Raw genomic sequence first — 16,012 nt, forward strand, 5'->3', positions numbered from 1 at the left:
ATCACTACCCAATGTTGGTTGTTCTGGTTGTTATTCGTTGTTGCTCGAACGCTGCAGGTGAAGCTGCGAACGCTCGGTTTCACCGCTCGGGCCTTCACGGTCTGCCGTCGTGCGCGAAGCCTCCAGGCGATCGAGGTAAGCCTCGTCGATATCCCCCGTCACGTACTTGCCATCGAAGCACGAGGCATCGAAGTCACGCAGGTTCGGGTTGATATCGCGCAGAGCCTGCTTCAGCGCTTCCACATCCTGATAGACAAGCTGGTCGGCGCCGATCATCTTGGCCACTTCCTCGTCGGTGCGGCCATGGGCCACCAGCTCGCTGCGCGTCGGCATGTCGATGCCATACACGTTCGGGAACTTCACCGGCGGCGCAGCCGAGGCAAAGATCACCTTCTTGGCGCCGGCGTCGCGTGCCATCTGCACGATCTCGAACGACGTCGTACCGCGCACGATCGAGTCATCGACGATCAGCACGTTCTTGCCCTTGAACTCCACGCCCATCGCGTTGAGCTTCTGGCGCACCGACTTCTTGCGCACCGCTTGCCCCGGCATGATGAAGGTACGGCCAACGTAGCGATTCTTGAAGAAACCCTCGCGGTACGGCACGCCCAGTGCATTGGCTACCTGCATGGCGGCCGGACGGCTCGAATCGGGAATCGGCATGACCACATCGATGTCGCCTGCCGGCACTTCGCGGCGGATCTTCTCGGCCAGATAGTCACCCATGCGCATGCGCGCATCGTAGACGGGCACGCCGTCGATGCACGAATCCGGACGGGCCAGGTAGACATATTCGAAGATGCAAGGCGTCAACTGCGGATTCTCGGCGCATTGCTTGCTGTGCAGCTTGCCGTCGAGGTCGATGAACAGCGCCTCGCCCGGGGCCACATCACGGTCCATCGTGTAGCCCATGCCTTCCAGGGCTACCGACTCCGACACCACCAGGTATTCCTTGCCCGTCGGGGTATCCATGCTGCCGATGCACAGCGGACGGATGCCGAAGGGGTCGCGCACGGCCAGCAAGCCGTAACCCGAGATCTGTGCCGTGATCGCATAGGCGCCCTTCACGCGGCGGTGCAGACCGGCCACAGCCGTGAAGATCATCTCCGGGTCCAGCGCCTTGCCGCCGCTGGCCCGTTGCAGCTCGTCGGCCAGCACGTTCAGCAGCACTTCGGAGTCCGAATGCGTGTTGATGTGGCGACGGTCGCGGCGGAACATTTCCTCGCGAAGCTGTTCCGAATTGGTCAGGTTGCCGTTGTGGGCCAGCATGATGCCGTACGGCGCATTCACGTAGAACGGCTGGGCTTCTTCCTCGCTGGAGGAGCCGGCGGTCGGGTAGCGAACCTGCCCGATGCCCGAAGTGCCCGGCAGGCCGCGCATATTGCGCGTGCGGAACACATCGCGCACGAGGCCGTTGGCCTTGTGCATGTGGAAGGTGCTGCCATTGGCCGTGGCGATGCCGGCTGCATCCTGTCCGCGGTGTTGCAACAGCAGCAGGCTGTCATAGATCAATTGGTTGACAGGGCTGGTGGAAACCACGCCGACGATACCGCACATGCCGAACTCCCAGGAAAGGCAAATAATTCAGGGGCGCGATTCCGTCATGTACGCGACGGAACTGCGTTGGTACTACACCGCGCGCGCGCCGAAGTCCGGGCGCCCGCGTCTTGATCAGGTTTTCAACTTCCGACCTTCAATCTCAGGTCTTCACATACTTCGCCAGGTCGGGCGGCAGCCATTGCCGCAACTCGTTCATGGCCTGCACGACGTAGGGCCGAGATAGCGCATCGCGCCAGAACGGCTCCTCGGGCAGCTTCGTCAGTCCGGCGACCACGACCACAAGCATGACGATCAGCGCGCCGCGCGCCAATCCAAACACAAACCCCAAGCCGCGATCCGCAGGTTTCAGGCCTGTGGTCTCCAGTAACTGGCCCAGGATGGCCCCTGCCAATGCCGCCACGATCCACGTGCCGAAAAACACCGCCAGAAATCCCAGCGCACTGCGCGTCAGCGCGCCACCCGGCAACGATTCCGGCATCCATTGCGCGGCCATTCCACCGAAATGGTAGGCCAGCACGAAGGCCACTACCCAGCCCACCAGCGCCAGCACCTCGCGTACGAGGCCCCGCAACACGCCAATCAATGCCGATGCCACGAGGATAAAAGCCACCCCATAGTCGAAAAAAGTAAATGCCATGCGTCGGACTTCGATCCCTGTCAGATGGGGGCGGTCCGCGGCCCTGCAACGGCAAGGCTTCGCAAATCGCTCCGCTCCACCGTGTTATTGCTCGACCACTTTCGAGGTCAGCCCGATGGCACGTACTTTCTTGTCAGCTGCATCCACGGCATCGCGGCTATTGAACGGGCCGGCACGCAGCAGGATGCGATCCCCATCGGAGAGGGTCTTCTTTTCCACGTAGGCCGGCACCTTGCTCTCCTTGAGCTTGGCCAACCAGCCGCGCGCACGCTCTTCCGACGAGAACGCGCCGATCAAAATCAGGTACTTGGTGTTGGCATTGGCGCTGGCAGCAGGTTTGTCCGTCGGCTTGGCCTCTGCAACCTTGGCATCGGCCTTGCCCTTGTCAGCGGCAGGTGCAGGTGCATTGACGATTTCCTCGCCGGCATCGAGCGCCGCATCGTTACGGCCGCTGGATGCCTGGGGCGGCAGCGGGTCAGCCTTGCGCGCCTCGACCTTCGGCTTCTGCGTGCCGCCCTGCCCGTTGGCAACCTTGACGGCCACGTCTTCGGAGACCGGGCGCGGCTTGTGCTCGAACACGATCGGCAGCACGATGACCGCCGCGGCCAGCAGCACCACGGCGCCGATCAAACGGCGGCGGGCGCGTTGCTTTTGCGGGAAGTCGGGGTCGAGGCTGTCGTCGGCCCGGTCGGCGTAGTCGTCCGCCGTACGGCGCGATGCACCGATGCCGGAGCCGGAATCTGCCCGTGTGCGGCGACCGCGTTCGGGAGCCGGGTCATTGCCCTTGCGGGACGAAAACAGCGAAAGCAGGCCCATAGATGCCCAATGTTGGTGTTCGGTGCGATGTCATTCAGGCTGCCGATGGGGTGGCAGCGCCGTCAGCGAATTAGTTGGCCTGCGTGGCACGGTAGGCCAGCACGCCCGCTACGGTGTAGAACGACCCGAAGACCAGGATTCTATCATTCTCGGTGGCTCTCCCGATGGCATCGCGATAGGCCAATTCCGGGCTAGGGAACAACGCTACCGTGTTGTCGGGACCTTCGTGGAAGCCGGTGGTGTCGAGCGCAGCCCGCAGGTCGGCGCCGCTCGCGGCACGCGGCGTGGGCAGGTCGCACATGCACCAGTGATCCACCTTGTCGGCCACCTGCTGCAATACCCCGGCAATGTCCTTGTCCGCCATCGCGCCGAACACCGCGTACGTGTAGCGGAAGAATCCCATGTTGTCGAGATTCTGGCCCAGCGTGGCCGAGGCATGCGGATTATGTGCCACATCGAGGATGACAGCCGGACGACCCGGCATCACCTGGAATCGTCCCGGCAGTTCGACGAATGCCAGGCCATTGCGCACTTCCTGCGCGCTCACCGGCAGGTGCGGGCGCATGGCCTGCAGCGCTGCCAGCGCCGCCGACGCATTCAGCAACTGGTTCGCGCCGCGCAAGGCCGGATAGCCGAGACCATTGAGCTTGCGCTCGCGGCCAGTCCAGTCCCACTGCTGGCGCTCCTGCCCCGGCGCGGCCTGATGGCGGAAGTCGCGCCCTACCAGCCAGAGATCGGCGCCGATCGCTTCCGCGTGGTCGATCATCGACTGGGGCGGCACGGGGTCGCCACAGATCGCCGGCACATTCGGGCGGAAAATGCCCGCCTTCTCGTAGCCAATCTTCTCGCGGGTGTCGCCCAGGTACTCGGTGTGATCGATGTCGACGCTGGTAATCACCGCGCAATCCGTATCGATCACGTTCGTGGCATCCAGCCGGCCGCCCAGCCCCACTTCAAGGACGATGGCGTCGAGGCCAGCGTTGGCGAACATGTGGATGATCGCAAGCGTCGTGAATTCGAAATACGTCAGGCTGACCGGATCGGCAAAGCTCGTCCGGGCGCGTTCCACGGCCTCGAAGTGCGGCAGCAGTTGTGCATCGGTGGCCTGCTCGCCATTCAGGCGCGCACGCTCGTTGAACGAAATCAGGTGCGGCGACGTATGCAGGCCCACCTTGTAGCCGGCTTCCAGCAGGATGCGTTCGAGCATCGCGCAGGTCGAACCCTTGCCGTTGGTGCCGCCCACCGTGAAGACCACGGCGTCGATGCGCAGGCCCAGCGCCTCCTTGACGCGCGAAATCCGCGTCAAACCCATGTCGATGCCCACAGGATGGGCGGTTTCGAGGTGTTGCAGCCAGTCGGGGAGAGTGTGGAAGATGGGCATTGCTGATGGACGACACACAAAAAGAAAATGGCGCGGGTGATGGCACCCGCGCCATTGTCCTGCAAATCACGCTACCGCGTCAGGCTACCGCGTCGGCCGGCTGCTTCTGCAGCAGTGCCAGCAGTTGCGCCAGTTCCGCGCGCAGGCGGCGGCGGTCGACAATCATGTCGATGGCGCCCTTCTGCAGCAGGAACTCGGCGCGCTGGAAGCCTTCCGGCAGCTTCTCGCGCACGGTCTGCTCGATCACGCGCGGGCCGGCAAAGCCGATCAGCGCCTTCGGTTCGGCAATCACCACATCGCCCAGGAAGGCGAACGAGGCGGACACGCCACCCATCGTCGGATCGGTCAGCACGCTGATGAACGGCAGCTTGGCGTTCGACAGCTGATTCAGCATGGCCGTGGTCTTGGCCATCTGCATCAGCGACAGCAGGCTCTCCTGCATACGCGCACCGCCCGTGGCGGTAATGCAGATGAACGGCACCTTCTGCTCGAGCGCCGCCTGAGCGCCGCGCGCGAAGCGTTCGCCCACTACCGAACCCATCGAACCGCCCATGAATTCGAATTCGAAGCAGCTCACGACCACGGGAATCGTGTGGATCGCACCACCCATGACCACCATCGCATCGGTCTCGCCAGTGTCTTCCATGGCGGCCTTGATGCGGTCCGGGTACTTCTTCGTGTCCTTGAACTTCAGCGCGTCGACCGGCACGATTTCCTGGCCGATTTCATAGCGGCCCTCGGCGTCCAGCAGCTTGTCCAGCCGCTCGCGCGAGCGGATGCGCATATGGTGGTCGCACTTCGGGCAGACGTGCAGATTGGCCTCGACGTCCGTGCGGTACAGCGTGGACTCGCACGACGGGCACTTGACCCACAGCCCTTCCGGAATGCCCTTGCGGGTGGAGGGGTCGGTCTGTTGAATCTTGGGAGGGAGGAGTTTATCCAACCAGCTCATGAAAGCTCCTTTCGGATAGCTGCCGCACGCTTGTCACACTGCGGCGGCAGGGAATCAGGCCGCGAATTTACCATGCCCGGACAGTCGGATCGAAGCAAAACGCGCCAATTGTGCATTGAAAGACACAATTGGAGCGTGATTTTTCACCGATTCATGGGGTGTTGGACACGTTTTCAGGCGTCCAGTGCCTCGCGGATGCCGCCGATGAACGTACGCAGCGCCGCTACGGCCTGATCGCGCGGTGCATCTTCGAGCAGTTGAACCAGGCGACTACCGATCACTACGGCGTCTGCCACGCTGCCGATAGCGCGAGCGGTCTGCGCATCGCGAATGCCGAAACCGACACCGACCGGCAGGTTGGCGTGCTGCTTGATCAGCGGCAGACGCGCTGCCACGCTGTCGAGGTCGAGCGTGGCCGAACCGGTCACGCCCTTCAGCGACACATAGTAAAGATAGCCGCTGGCCACCTTCGCCACGGCAGCGATGCGATCGTCGGTAGAGGTTGGCGCAAGCAGGAAAATCGGGTCCATGCTGTGCTCGCGCATCAGTCCGGCGAACGACTCGCACTCCTCGGGGGGATAGTCCACCACGAGCACACCGTCCACACCCGCTGCGGCAGCGGCGCGGGCAAAGGTCTCCTCGCCCATGCGTTCGATCGGGTTGGCATAGCCCATCAGGACCACGGGCGTGGCATTGTCGGTCTTGCGGAACTCGGCTACCCACTCCAGCACGTGCTTGAGCGACACGCCCTGTGCCAGCGCGCGTTCCGACGCACGCTGGATCACAGGACCGTCGGCCATCGGGTCCGAGAACGGTACGCCGAGTTCGATCACATCGGCGCCACCTTCCACCAGCGCGTGCATCAGCGCTACGGTCAGGCCGGGTTCGGGGTCGCCCGCCGTGATAAACGGAATCAGGCCCTTCTTGTTCTGCGCGGCCAGTGCCGCGAAAGTCGTCTGGATACGGGACATGTCTGTGGCCATCGGCGTCAGATGAGGCGCTGCACCGGCGAAGCATCGGCTTCGTCGTTGGCAGCGTCCGGGGTCAGGTCGGAAGTTTCGGCGGATGCGGCAGCTTCGCTATCGGGGCGAATCTGCGCATACACAGGCTGCGCGGCCGTCACGCGGTCACGCACCAGCCCGGCATATTGCGGATTCATCTCGAAACCGACAAAACGCCGGCCATGGCGCACACACGCCACGGCCGTGGTGCCGCTACCCGTGAACGGGTCCAGCACAACACCACCGGGCGGGCAGCTCGACAGCACCATGCGCTCGACAATCTCTAACGGCTTCTGCGTGGGGTGATCGGCGCGCTCGGGGTCCTGCCGGTGGATACGCGGCACGCTCCAGAGATCCTTGGGGTTGTAGCCCACTTCCAGCCACTTCTTGCCTTCGAAGCGCGGACGGCTGCGCGCCTTCTTGGTCTCGGCATCGTAAGGAATACGCACCGGATCGAGATCGAAGTAATAGTCGCGCTGGCGAGCGAAGAAACCAATGTTGTCGTGCACCGACGAAAACTTGCGCGTGGTGCCGCCCATGCTCGGCACGCGGCGATCCCAGATGATCTCGTTGATCATCGTCAGACGCTTCTTGAGCATCACGAACAGTTCAGGCGAGTATTGCCAGGTGCAGAACAGGTACAGCGTGCCGCGCGGGGCCAGCTTCGGAATGATCGCGTCCATCCAGCGCTCGGACCATTCCAGGTAGGCATCACCAGACAGCAGGTCCGAGTCGTTGCCGTAGTCCTTGCCCAGTCCATAGGGCGGATCGGCGACGATCAGGTCCACCGAGCCGTCGGCGATCCGCTGGATGCCGTCGAGCGCGTCTTCCTGATAGAGACGCACGGCCTCGGTATCGAGAATATCGAACGGCGCCGCGGCGCCGCCCGTTTCTGCCTGGGATGCAGTCGAGTCAGGGGGCAGCGCGCGCATTACAGCTTCAAGCCTCCACGTTCGGCCACGGTATGCATGTCCTTGTCGCCCCGACCGGAGAGGTTCACGAGCAGCAGCTTGTCCTTCGGCAACGTCGGCGCCAGCTTGCAGGCATAGGCGATGGCATGGCTCGATTCCAGCGCCGGGATGATGCCTTCGATGCGGCAGCAATCGTGGAAGGCGCGCAGCGCCTCTTCATCGGTGATCGGCACATACTGCGCGCGGCCCAGGTCCTTGAGCCATGCGTGCTCGGGACCTACGCCTGGATAGTCCAGGCCGGCCGAGACCGAATGCGTCTCGATGATCTGGCCGTTCTCGTCCTGCAGCAGGTAGGTGCGGTTACCGTGCAGCACGCCCGGCGAGCCGCCAGTGAGCGACGCCGCATGGCGACCCGTCTCCAGGCCATCGCCGGCCGCTTCCACGCCGATCAGTTCCACGTCCTTGTGATCGATATACGGGTAGAAAATCCCCATCGCATTCGAGCCGCCGCCCACGCACGCGATCACGGCGTCGGGCTGACGGCCGGTCAGCTCGGGCATCTGGACTTTGGACTCTTCGCCGATCACGCACTGGAAGTCGCGGACCATCATCGGGTACGGGTGCGGACCCGCCACGGTGCCAATGATGTAGAACGTGGTTTCCACGTTGGTCACCCAGTCGCGCATGGCTTCGTTGAGGGCGTCCTTGAGCGTCTTCGAGCCGCTCTCGACGGGTACCACGGTGGCGCCGAGCAGCTTCATGCGGTAGACGTTGGCCGCCTGGCGACGTACATCCTCGGAGCCCATGTACACCACGCACTCCATGCCGAATCGCGCGGCAATCGTGGCCGTGGCCACGCCGTGCTGGCCGGCGCCGGTTTCGGCAATCACGCGCTTCTTGCCCATGCGCTTGGCCAGCAGCGCCTGGCCGATCACGTTGTTGATCTTGTGCGCGCCGGTGTGATTCAGGTCTTCGCGCTTGAAGTAGATCTGCGCGCCGCCGAGCGTCTCGCTCCAGCGTTGTGCGTGATAGATCGGCGAAGGCCGGCCAACAAAGTGCTTCAGTTCGCGCCGGTATTCGGCATCGAACTCCGGGTCCTTCTGGAAGTGCGCATAGGCATCGCGCAGTTCGTCCAGTGCGTGGACCAGCGTTTCGGAAACAAAGGTACCGCCATAGGGGCCGAAGTGGCCGCGTTGATCGGGCAGGTCGTACATGTCCAGGCTCTCAGGTGGCGCTCCGCGCGGTCTTGGCGGCGGAGTGCGGAAAACGGGAATCGGGCGGCCGGTGTGGCGAAGGGAGGGAGGCAGCCAATCGGCAAGCGAATCAGCTACCGGCCTGCCCTGCATCCGCCAGTCGCACGGCGCGCACGAATGCGGCAATGCGGGCGTGGTCCTTCACACCCTTGGACGCCTCCACGCCGCTGCTGACATCCACGGCATAGGGGCACACGCGTTCAATCGCGCCAGCGACGTTTTGCGCGTTCAACCCACCACTCAAAACGATGCGAGGAGCGTCGCTGGCGGGTGGGATAGCAGGATCGGGCGGAAGCCATTGAGCAGGAATCAGGGTCCAGTCGAAGACGTGGCCGCCACCGCCATAGCCTTCGACGAAGGCGTCGAGCAACAGGCCGGCAGCGTCACGGTACAGATCGGCGAATTCTACCAAATCGAGGCCCTGCCGAACACGGGCCGCTCGCACGAAAGGCAGCCGACAGCGCCGGGCAATGGCGGCGCATTGCTCCGGCGTCTCATCGCCGTGGAACTGAAGCAACGTCAACGGCACACGCTCGGTCACATGGGCCACTTCCTCGGCATCGGCATTGACGAACAGGCCGGTCACGGTCACGAATGGGGACACCTGCTCGGCCAGCGCCGCCGCGCGCGCCACATCCACATGGCGAGGACTCTTGTCGTAGAAGACCAGGCCAATCGCATCGGCGCCCGCGTCAACGGCGGCGCGCACGTCTTCGGCGCGCGTCAGTCCGCAGATCTTGATGCGCGTACGGGCAGGTACGCGGTCGGAATCAGGCGCCATGATCGGGTCCTTGGGAATTGTCGGGAAACACGCCGTGGAAGAAGCTGGCCGAGCGGTCCGCGCGGGGCAGCTGGTACGGCTCAGGATACTTGACGTCCACCAGATAGAGGCCGTCCGGCATGAAGGTCGGCGCGGCCTTCTGACGGTTGCGGCCTGCCAGCACCTCAGCCATCCATTCCGCCGGATAACGTCCGCGCCCCACGGCTACGAGGCAACCCATCAGGTTGCGCACCATGTGATGCAGGAAGGCACTGGCTCGAAAGCGCAGAAATACCCAGTTGCCGTCGGCCTCGATCGTGACGTCGTACATCGTCTTGACCGGCGACCTGGCCTGGCATTCGGCAGCCCGGAATGCCGAGAAATCGTGCTCGCCGATCAGGCAGCCAGCGGCAGCGCGCATCGCCGCCACGTCCAGCCGCTGCCCCGGCGGCAGCATCTGGTAGCCCGCCCGGCCGTGGATCATCGGCACCCGGTGCGGTCCCGTGTAGAGCGCGTAGTAATACATGCGCTCGTAGGCCAGGAAACGCGCGTGAAAACCATCGTCGACCGGCTCCGCCCATTGCAGCGCAATGGACTGCGGCAAGAAGGCATTGACCCCGCGCACCCACGAGAACTTGTCGCGGTTCAGTTCGGTGTCGAGATGGATCACCTGACCGAGCGCATGGACACCCGTGTCGGTCCGCCCCGCCACCGTGGTCAGCAGGCGCACGCCAGCGAAACGCTCTATGGCGTCTTCCAGATGATCCTGCACGGTATTGCGGTGGGGCTGGGACTGCCAGCCCGAGAAAGCCGATCCGTCGTACTGGAGGCCGATGGCGATACGGTTCATGAATATCGGATGCCCAAAAACAAAATGCGCCGGAAGGGACGCTTCCGGCGCATCGCTTCGGGCCGAGGCGGGCCATGACTCCGGCACGCCGCAAACCCTGCATCATACCGACCTTTGGATCAGATCCTTCGATCTGACCTCAGGCCGCCCAGCGTCCCTACCCTGCTTTCAGGCTACCTCGCGCAGCAACGTGCGGGCTTCGGTTTGCAGCGGATCCTGCGACTGGTCCACCACTTCCTGCAGCAGTTCGCGGGCACCTTCCTTGTCGCCGATCTCGATGTAGGCGCGCGCCAGATCGAGCTTGATCTGCATGTCGCGGCCGCCGTCCATGCCAGTGGCCGACAACGTGCTCGCCGACACACCATGCGTGGAATCGCCAAGACCTTCCGACGTCACACGGCTCAGGTCGATCGGCTCGGCGAGCCGGCCGTTCTGGAGCATCGTGGTCGCGGGCAGCGGCAGCGTCGATTCCGTCAACGACGGCACATCGAACCCGATCGACGCCGCTTCCGGAGTGGCCGGCATATCGGACTTCGCCGGATTCAGGTCCAGCGACAAGCTCGACATGTCGAACTCGAGCGGACGCGAGCGCGTCGGAGCGTCGAGCGGCGGCACACCGGCGTGCGCATCGGCATCGTCCAGGGACGCATCCAGGATGTCGTCGAGACGTGCTACCGGTTGCGACGCATCATGGCCGAACACCAGCGCGGCCGATTCCGGCGCCACGATGGGTTCGCCAGCCGCTGGCGCGGGGAACGCGTCGAGCGGCAGCGCCAGATCCGGCATGCCGCCGGTAACCATGCCCTGCGCCTGTGCCGGATCCTGCGTGCGCCACTGGTCCGCGACCGGCGTGGTCGTATCGGCTTCCACGATCGTGTCAGGCGCGACAGACAAATACAGCGCCGTGTTGGGATCGAGCTTGCGCCCCATTTCCGCGGCCTGGAGCCAGTCCGCACCTTGCCCGCCCGTCTGGGTGAACATTTCTTCTGCAATCACCCGAAAACCTTCCACATCCTGGCGAGTGTTATAGATCTCCAGCAGCTTCAGGCGAATGGCCTGACGCTCCGGACTTTGTTGCAACGCTTCGCGCAGGATCTCTTCGGCCTGCACGTCGCGTCCGTAGGCGATATACACCTCGGCCTCGGCAATCGGATCCACTTCCGTTGCCTCGTGCGAATTATTGCCAATGCGGAAGTCGGCACCGAACACACTGTGCTGCGAGGTATCGACGCTCTGGCCACCGGCCGTGCCGAACAGCGAATGCCCGCCGGCCATGACCGTGCTTTCCTGGGACAGGATGCTGTCGCCAAAACCCGTATTCTCGCCCGCCTTCTGCTTCTGGCGGCGGCGATAGTACGCATATCCGCCAAGCAACGCAACCAGCACACCTGCGCCGGGCAGCAGCATCGGGTTGGCGAGCAGTTCGTCGACGAACGAAGGCTCCGGCACGGGCTGGATAACAGGCGGCTTCTTCTTGGCTGCGACAGGTGCCGAAGCCGGGACTGCGGCTTGCGGCGCCGAAGCAGTTGCAGCCTGCGGAACGGAAGCGGCAGTCGCTTGCGGAGCAGATGCCGCGGCAACCGCAGCGGTAGCAGCAGGCGCCGGCTCCGGCGTGGCCGTGCTGGTGGCCTCGGCCGGCTTGGCCGGTTCCGGTGCTACGACGGTCGGCGCCGGGGCGGCGGCGGTCTCGGCAACCTTCGGCGCGGCGGCCGGAGTTGCCGGAGTAGCTGCCTTCGCGGCCTGGTTCGCCTGGTTCAGCTTGGCGATCTCCGCATTCTTCAGCTCCATCAAGCGCTGCATGTCGGAGATATTCTTCTCCAGCTCCGTCACGCGCGACTCGGCTTCCTTCAGCTTGCGCTGCGTTGCCACGTCGGCCTCGGCCTGGGCTTGCGCCTTGGCCTGGGCGCCCTTGTCGGCCTTCGACAGCTTCAGCTCATCGCGCTGTCCGGCGTCGGGCACCGTCGTGTCCTGCACGCGTGCCGTGACATTGCCCGATTGCTGGCGGCCCGAACCGGCATCCACCGACTTGGCGGCGGCAGCAGCGGCCAGGCGGCTGCGATAGCTGTCGAAGCCCTGCGTGCGAGCGACCACTTCGCGGCGGGCCTCCCTGGGGCTGACCGACTGCGCCTGCTGGGTGCTCGGCACCTTCAGCACGGCACCGGACTTGATCCGGTTGATATTGCCGCCGATGAAGGCATTGGGATTGTTGCGATACAGCGCGAGCAGCATCTGCTCTAGCGACACGGCATCCTGGCCTTGCGCGGCATCGCCGGCGATCGTGTAGAGCGTGTCACCGCGCTGGACGGTGTACTGGCCGTTGGCAGTGCTGGCCGTGGTGCCTTCGGCAGCCGGCGCAGCGGCGCGGTTCGGCTGGCGGGTCGGCGTCGGACGCTGGATCTGTGCGGACGGGGCGGGTGTGGGTGCAGCGGCAACAGGTGCCGGCGCCTGCGTCGGCGCGGCGGCCGGCGATGCATCAGGCGTGGCAGCCTGGACGACCGTGGTGGGCGCGAAGGCCTGGTTGGAAGGCTTGGCGCCAGCCGGGTCGAGCAAGAACGTGTAGGCTCGCGTGACCTTACCGCTGGACCATGTCATGTCGACAAGGATGTCGACAAACGGCTCGCTGAGTGGCTGGCTGGAGCGGACGGTGGCAACGTAGGTGCCGTTCGCACGCCGCTGGATGTCGAGCTTCACACCCGAGATCGCCGGCAGGTACGTCAGCCCCGCACGCGTATAGGCGGACGGCGGGGCCAGCTTGACGGCCAGGCCGTCGGCTTCCTCGGCCGTGACGCCGGTGATATCGATTTCAGCCTGGAGCGGCTGACCCAGATTGGATTGGACCCGCAATTGCCCGAACCCCGCAGCATAGGCGGCAGGCTGCGCAAGCAGCAAACCGAATGCCGTGACGGCCAGCGTTGACCAGCGCTGACGGACAGTAGGCGCATCTTTCCGGCGATGTAGGCTCACACTCACCTTGTGCTCCATTATTTTTTAGTAGCGATAAAGTAACCCGACCCCAAAATGGCTGGCTGGCAGACGGATGCCGGTGCAGCACGGAGTTCCGATATTTTGTCGGACTTCGTCCCTGCCCTGCCTCTCGTCCATACCGCCTCCCGGCGCAACCGGAAACCTCTCCGGACGCAGGGTGACGACGACCCCGTAGCCAAGCGCATGCCGGCTGTATTGTGAACCAAGCCTGCCGAAAAAAGGTCTCCAGATGCGACAACGCCGCGCTGGGGCGCGGCGTTGCTGGCAAAGCGACAGATTCTGTTGCCTCCCCGCAACGATGCGGAGAGGTCACTCTCAGGGTCAACCCTCGATCAGAATGCGCAGCATGCGACGCAGGGGTTCGGCAGCGCCCCACAGGAGCTGGTCGCCCACGGTGAAGGCCGACAGGTACTCGCCACCCATCTGCATCTTGCGCAAGCGACCGACCGGAATCGTCAGCGTGCCCGTCACGGCGGCCGGCGTCAGATCCTTCATGCTGGCTTCGCGCGTGTTCGGCACGACCTTGGCCCACTGGTTGTTGGCGGCCAGCATGCCTTCGATCTCGTCCAGCGGCACATCCTTCCGCAGCTTGATGGTCAGCGCTTGCGAGTGGCAGCGCATTGCGCCAATCCGCACGCACAGGCCGTCCACGGCAATCGGGGCCGCGCCAGTGGCGCCCACGAAGCCTTCGCCGCGGCCCAGGATCTTGTTGGTCTCGGCACCGCCCTTCCATTCTTCCTTGGAAACGCCGTTGCCCAGGTCCTTGTCGATCCACGGAATCAGGTTGCCAGCCAGGGGCACGCCAAACTGCTTCGTTTCATCGGCGGACAGGCCGTGCTGGGTAGCCAGGATCTGACGGTCAATCTCGAGGATGGCCGACGCCGGGTTGTCCAGCAGCGGCTTGACCGCGTTGTTCAGCGTGCCGAACTGCGTCAGCAGCTCGCGCATGTGCTGGGCACCGCCGCCCGAGGCGGCCTGGTACGTCATCGAGGTCATCCACTCGATCAGGTCGGCTTCGAACAGACCGCCCAGACCCATCATCATGCAGCTGACCGTGCAGTTGCCGCCGATGAAGTTCTTGACGCCCTTCGACAGCGCATCCTTGATCACACCAAGGTTGACCGGGTCCAGCACGATGATCGCATCGTCCTTCATGCGCAGCGACGAAGCCGCATCAATCCAGTAGCCGTTCCAGCCAGCGGCGCGCAGGCGCGGAAACACATCGTTCGTGTAGTCGCCACCCTGGGCGGTGAGCACCACGTCGCACTTCTTCAGTGCCTCGATGTCGTTCGCATCTTTCAGCGTGGTTTCATTCTTCGCCATCGCCGGGGCCTTGCCGCCTGCGTTGGACGTGCTGAAGAAAATGGGCTCGATATGGTCGAAATCGCCCTCTTCCTGCATGCGCTGCATCAGGACGCTGCCGACCATTCCTCGCCAACCGACGAGACCTACAATCATGACTTACCTCGGATGTGATGTGAACTTCCCCGCCATTTTCCTCGCCCGGCGTGGCTGCGCGGGGAAGACGGGCAGGCACGACGAACGATCTTAGGGGATCGTTTTGGTGATGGTTTTAATCGTCGTGGCGGTAACCGCCAGGCTGTGCGAACCCATGCCGATCGCGCCACGCACTGTAATGATAGTGGCGGCTGCAGCGGAAACAGTCAGATAGGACTGGGGGATTCGGGCCATGACGGGAGAGTCTACACGAATTTGCGGTGATGCCGCGGGCGGAATTGCGGCGTTTTGTAGCGTTTCGCTACCTTACTCCCCTCTCCCGCATGCGGGAGAGGGGAGCAAACCGACGGGCAGGAAACCGCGGTGCTTACAGCGCCGCCAGCACAGCCTCGCCCATTTCCTTCGTGCCCACCTGCTTGCAGCCCGGCGTCAGGATGTCGCCGGTGCGGTAGCCCTGGGCCAGCACCTTCTTGACGGCATTCTCGATGCGGTCGGCCTGTTCGGCACGATTCAGCGAGTAGCGTAGCATCATGGCGGCGGACAGGATCGTGGCCAGCGGATTGGCCACGCCCTTGCCGGCGATGTCCGGTGCCGAGCCGTGCGACGGCTCGTACAGACCCTTGTTGTTCGCATCCAGCGAGGCCGACGGCAGCATGCCGATGGAACCCGTCAGCATGGCGGCTTCATCCGACAGGATGTCGCCGAACATGTTGCCCGTGACGATCACGTCGAAGCTCTTGGGCGCCTTCACCAGTTGCATCGCGGCGTTATCCACGTACATGTGCGACAGCTCGACATCCGGATACTCCTTGCTGACCTCGATCACGATGTCCTTCCAGAACTGGAAGGTCTCGAGCACGTTGGCCTTGTCCACGCTGCACAGCTTCTTGCCACGCTTGGCGGCGGCTTGGAAGGCCACGTGGGCGATGCGGCGGATTTCAGGCTCGCTGTAACGCATCGTGTCGAAGCCTTCACGGGCGCCCTTGAACAAGCCGTCCGGCGCCTCGCGCACGCCGCGCGGCTGGCCGAAGTAGATGTCGCCGTTCAGTTCGCGCACGATCAGGATGTCGAGGCCGGCCACGAGTTCGGGCTTCAGGCTCGATGCGCCAGTCAGCTCGGGATAGCAGATTGCCGGGCGGAAGTTGGCGAACAGCTGCAGGTGCTTGCGCAGGCCCAGGATGGCCTGCTCCGGGCGCAGCGGGCGCTCCAGGCTGTCGTACTTCCAGTCGCCCACGGCGCCGAACAGGATGGCGTCAGCCTCCTGTGCCAGCTTCAGCGTGTTATCCGGCAGCGGATGGCCTTCGGCCTCGTAGCCGGCGCCGCCCACCGGCGCGGTTTCCATCTCGAACTTCTCGTCGAGGGCGTTGAGCACCTTGACAGCTTCGGCAACGATCTCGGGGCCGATGCCATCGCCCGGCAGGACTGCAATCTTCATCTCGTGTTTCCCT

Annotated in this window: 13 protein-coding genes; all 13 read right to left on the reverse strand. The window is 64.2% G+C overall.

What is annotated here, in order from left to right:
• Positions 1 to 30 precede the first annotated feature (30 nt).
• A complete protein-coding gene (gene purF, locus FFS21_RS01295; RefSeq protein WP_137923125.1) occupies positions 31 to 1,557 on the reverse strand; it encodes an amidophosphoribosyltransferase in 1,527 nt (508 codons plus the stop codon).
• A 142-nt stretch (positions 1,558 to 1,699) separates the two neighbouring features.
• The gene (locus tag FFS21_RS01300; protein ID WP_137923126.1) at positions 1,700 to 2,197 is read right to left on the reverse strand and encodes a CvpA family protein; all 498 of its coding nucleotides are present in this window, start codon (positions 2,195 to 2,197) and stop codon (positions 1,700 to 1,702) included.
• A gap of 84 nt (positions 2,198 to 2,281) precedes the next feature.
• Positions 2,282 to 3,013, reverse strand: coding sequence for an SPOR domain-containing protein (locus tag FFS21_RS01305; RefSeq protein WP_137923127.1), 732 nt, complete (start codon positions 3,011 to 3,013; stop codon positions 2,282 to 2,284).
• A 70-nt stretch (positions 3,014 to 3,083) separates the two neighbouring features.
• Positions 3,084 to 4,394, reverse strand: coding sequence for a bifunctional tetrahydrofolate synthase/dihydrofolate synthase (folC, locus tag FFS21_RS01310; RefSeq protein ID WP_137923128.1), 1,311 nt, complete (start codon positions 4,392 to 4,394; stop codon positions 3,084 to 3,086).
• A 79-nt stretch (positions 4,395 to 4,473) separates the two neighbouring features.
• A complete protein-coding gene (gene accD / locus FFS21_RS01315) occupies positions 4,474 to 5,346 on the reverse strand; it encodes an acetyl-CoA carboxylase, carboxyltransferase subunit beta (protein ID WP_137923129.1) in 873 nt (290 codons plus the stop codon).
• 173 nt (positions 5,347 to 5,519) lie between these two features.
• Complete coding sequence (gene trpA / locus FFS21_RS01320; protein WP_137923130.1) at positions 5,520 to 6,317, reverse strand: tryptophan synthase subunit alpha; 798 nt, start codon at positions 6,315 to 6,317, stop codon at positions 5,520 to 5,522.
• A gap of 17 nt (positions 6,318 to 6,334) precedes the next feature.
• Positions 6,335 to 7,279 carry a DNA-methyltransferase gene (locus tag FFS21_RS01325; RefSeq protein WP_137923131.1) on the reverse strand — a complete coding sequence of 315 codons (945 nt, stop codon included), beginning with the start codon at positions 7,277 to 7,279 and terminating at the stop codon, positions 6,335 to 6,337.
• Positions 7,279 to 8,472: a tryptophan synthase subunit beta gene (gene trpB / locus FFS21_RS01330; protein ID WP_137923132.1), complete on the reverse strand. Its 1,194-nt coding sequence runs from the start codon at positions 8,470 to 8,472 to the stop codon at positions 7,279 to 7,281. Before trpB ends, FFS21_RS01325 begins: the two co-directional genes overlap by 1 nt.
• A gap of 109 nt (positions 8,473 to 8,581) precedes the next feature.
• A complete protein-coding gene (locus FFS21_RS01335) occupies positions 8,582 to 9,292 on the reverse strand; it encodes a phosphoribosylanthranilate isomerase (protein WP_137923133.1) in 711 nt (236 codons plus the stop codon).
• Positions 9,282 to 10,121 carry a tRNA pseudouridine(38-40) synthase TruA gene (gene truA, locus FFS21_RS01340; RefSeq protein ID WP_137923134.1) on the reverse strand — a complete coding sequence of 280 codons (840 nt, stop codon included), beginning with the start codon at positions 10,119 to 10,121 and terminating at the stop codon, positions 9,282 to 9,284. Before truA ends, FFS21_RS01335 begins: the two co-directional genes overlap by 11 nt.
• Before the next feature lie 168 nt (positions 10,122 to 10,289).
• Positions 10,290 to 13,091 (reverse strand): motility hub landmark protein FimV, encoded by a 2,802-nt coding sequence (locus FFS21_RS01345; RefSeq protein WP_137923135.1) that lies wholly within the window; start codon positions 13,089 to 13,091, stop codon positions 10,290 to 10,292.
• A 336-nt stretch (positions 13,092 to 13,427) separates the two neighbouring features.
• Complete coding sequence (asd, locus tag FFS21_RS01350; protein ID WP_137923136.1) at positions 13,428 to 14,564, reverse strand: aspartate-semialdehyde dehydrogenase; 1,137 nt, start codon at positions 14,562 to 14,564, stop codon at positions 13,428 to 13,430.
• Between the two features lie 367 nt (positions 14,565 to 14,931).
• Positions 14,932 to 15,999: a 3-isopropylmalate dehydrogenase gene (gene leuB / locus FFS21_RS01355; RefSeq protein ID WP_137923137.1), complete on the reverse strand. Its 1,068-nt coding sequence runs from the start codon at positions 15,997 to 15,999 to the stop codon at positions 14,932 to 14,934.
• Between the last annotated feature and the right edge of the window lie 13 nt (positions 16,000 to 16,012).

This window comes from Cupriavidus sp. 2SB (assembly GCF_005503625.1).
Taxonomy (GTDB): Bacteria; Pseudomonadota; Gammaproteobacteria; order Burkholderiales; family Burkholderiaceae; genus Cupriavidus.

Excerpts from the sequence above, each read along its gene's own strand:
- truA (WP_137923134.1), bottom strand. The coding sequence starts at position 10,121 with ATGAACCGTATCGCCATCGGCCTCCAGTACGACGGATCGGCTTTCTCG.
- folC (WP_137923128.1), bottom strand. The coding sequence starts at position 4,394 with ATGCCCATCTTCCACACTCTCCCCGACTGGCTGCAACACCTCGAAACC.
- FFS21_RS01300 (WP_137923126.1), bottom strand. The coding sequence starts at position 2,197 with ATGGCATTTACTTTTTTCGACTATGGGGTGGCTTTTATCCTCGTGGCA.
- leuB (WP_137923137.1), bottom strand. The coding sequence starts at position 15,999 with ATGAAGATTGCAGTCCTGCCGGGCGATGGCATCGGCCCCGAGATCGTT.
- asd (WP_137923136.1), bottom strand. The coding sequence starts at position 14,564 with ATGATTGTAGGTCTCGTCGGTTGGCGAGGAATGGTCGGCAGCGTCCTG.
- trpA (WP_137923130.1), bottom strand. The coding sequence starts at position 6,317 with ATGTCCCGTATCCAGACGACTTTCGCGGCACTGGCCGCGCAGAACAAG.
- accD (WP_137923129.1), bottom strand. The coding sequence starts at position 5,346 with ATGAGCTGGTTGGATAAACTCCTCCCTCCCAAGATTCAACAGACCGAC.
- FFS21_RS01335 (WP_137923133.1), bottom strand. The coding sequence starts at position 9,292 with ATGGCGCCTGATTCCGACCGCGTACCTGCCCGTACGCGCATCAAGATC.
- trpB (WP_137923132.1), bottom strand. The coding sequence starts at position 8,472 with ATGTACGACCTGCCCGATCAACGCGGCCACTTCGGCCCCTATGGCGGT.
- FFS21_RS01305 (WP_137923127.1), bottom strand. The coding sequence starts at position 3,013 with ATGGGCCTGCTTTCGCTGTTTTCGTCCCGCAAGGGCAATGACCCGGCT.
- FFS21_RS01325 (WP_137923131.1), bottom strand. The coding sequence starts at position 7,279 with ATGCGCGCGCTGCCCCCTGACTCGACTGCATCCCAGGCAGAAACGGGC.
- purF (WP_137923125.1), bottom strand. The coding sequence starts at position 1,557 with ATGTGCGGTATCGTCGGCGTGGTTTCCACCAGCCCTGTCAACCAATTG.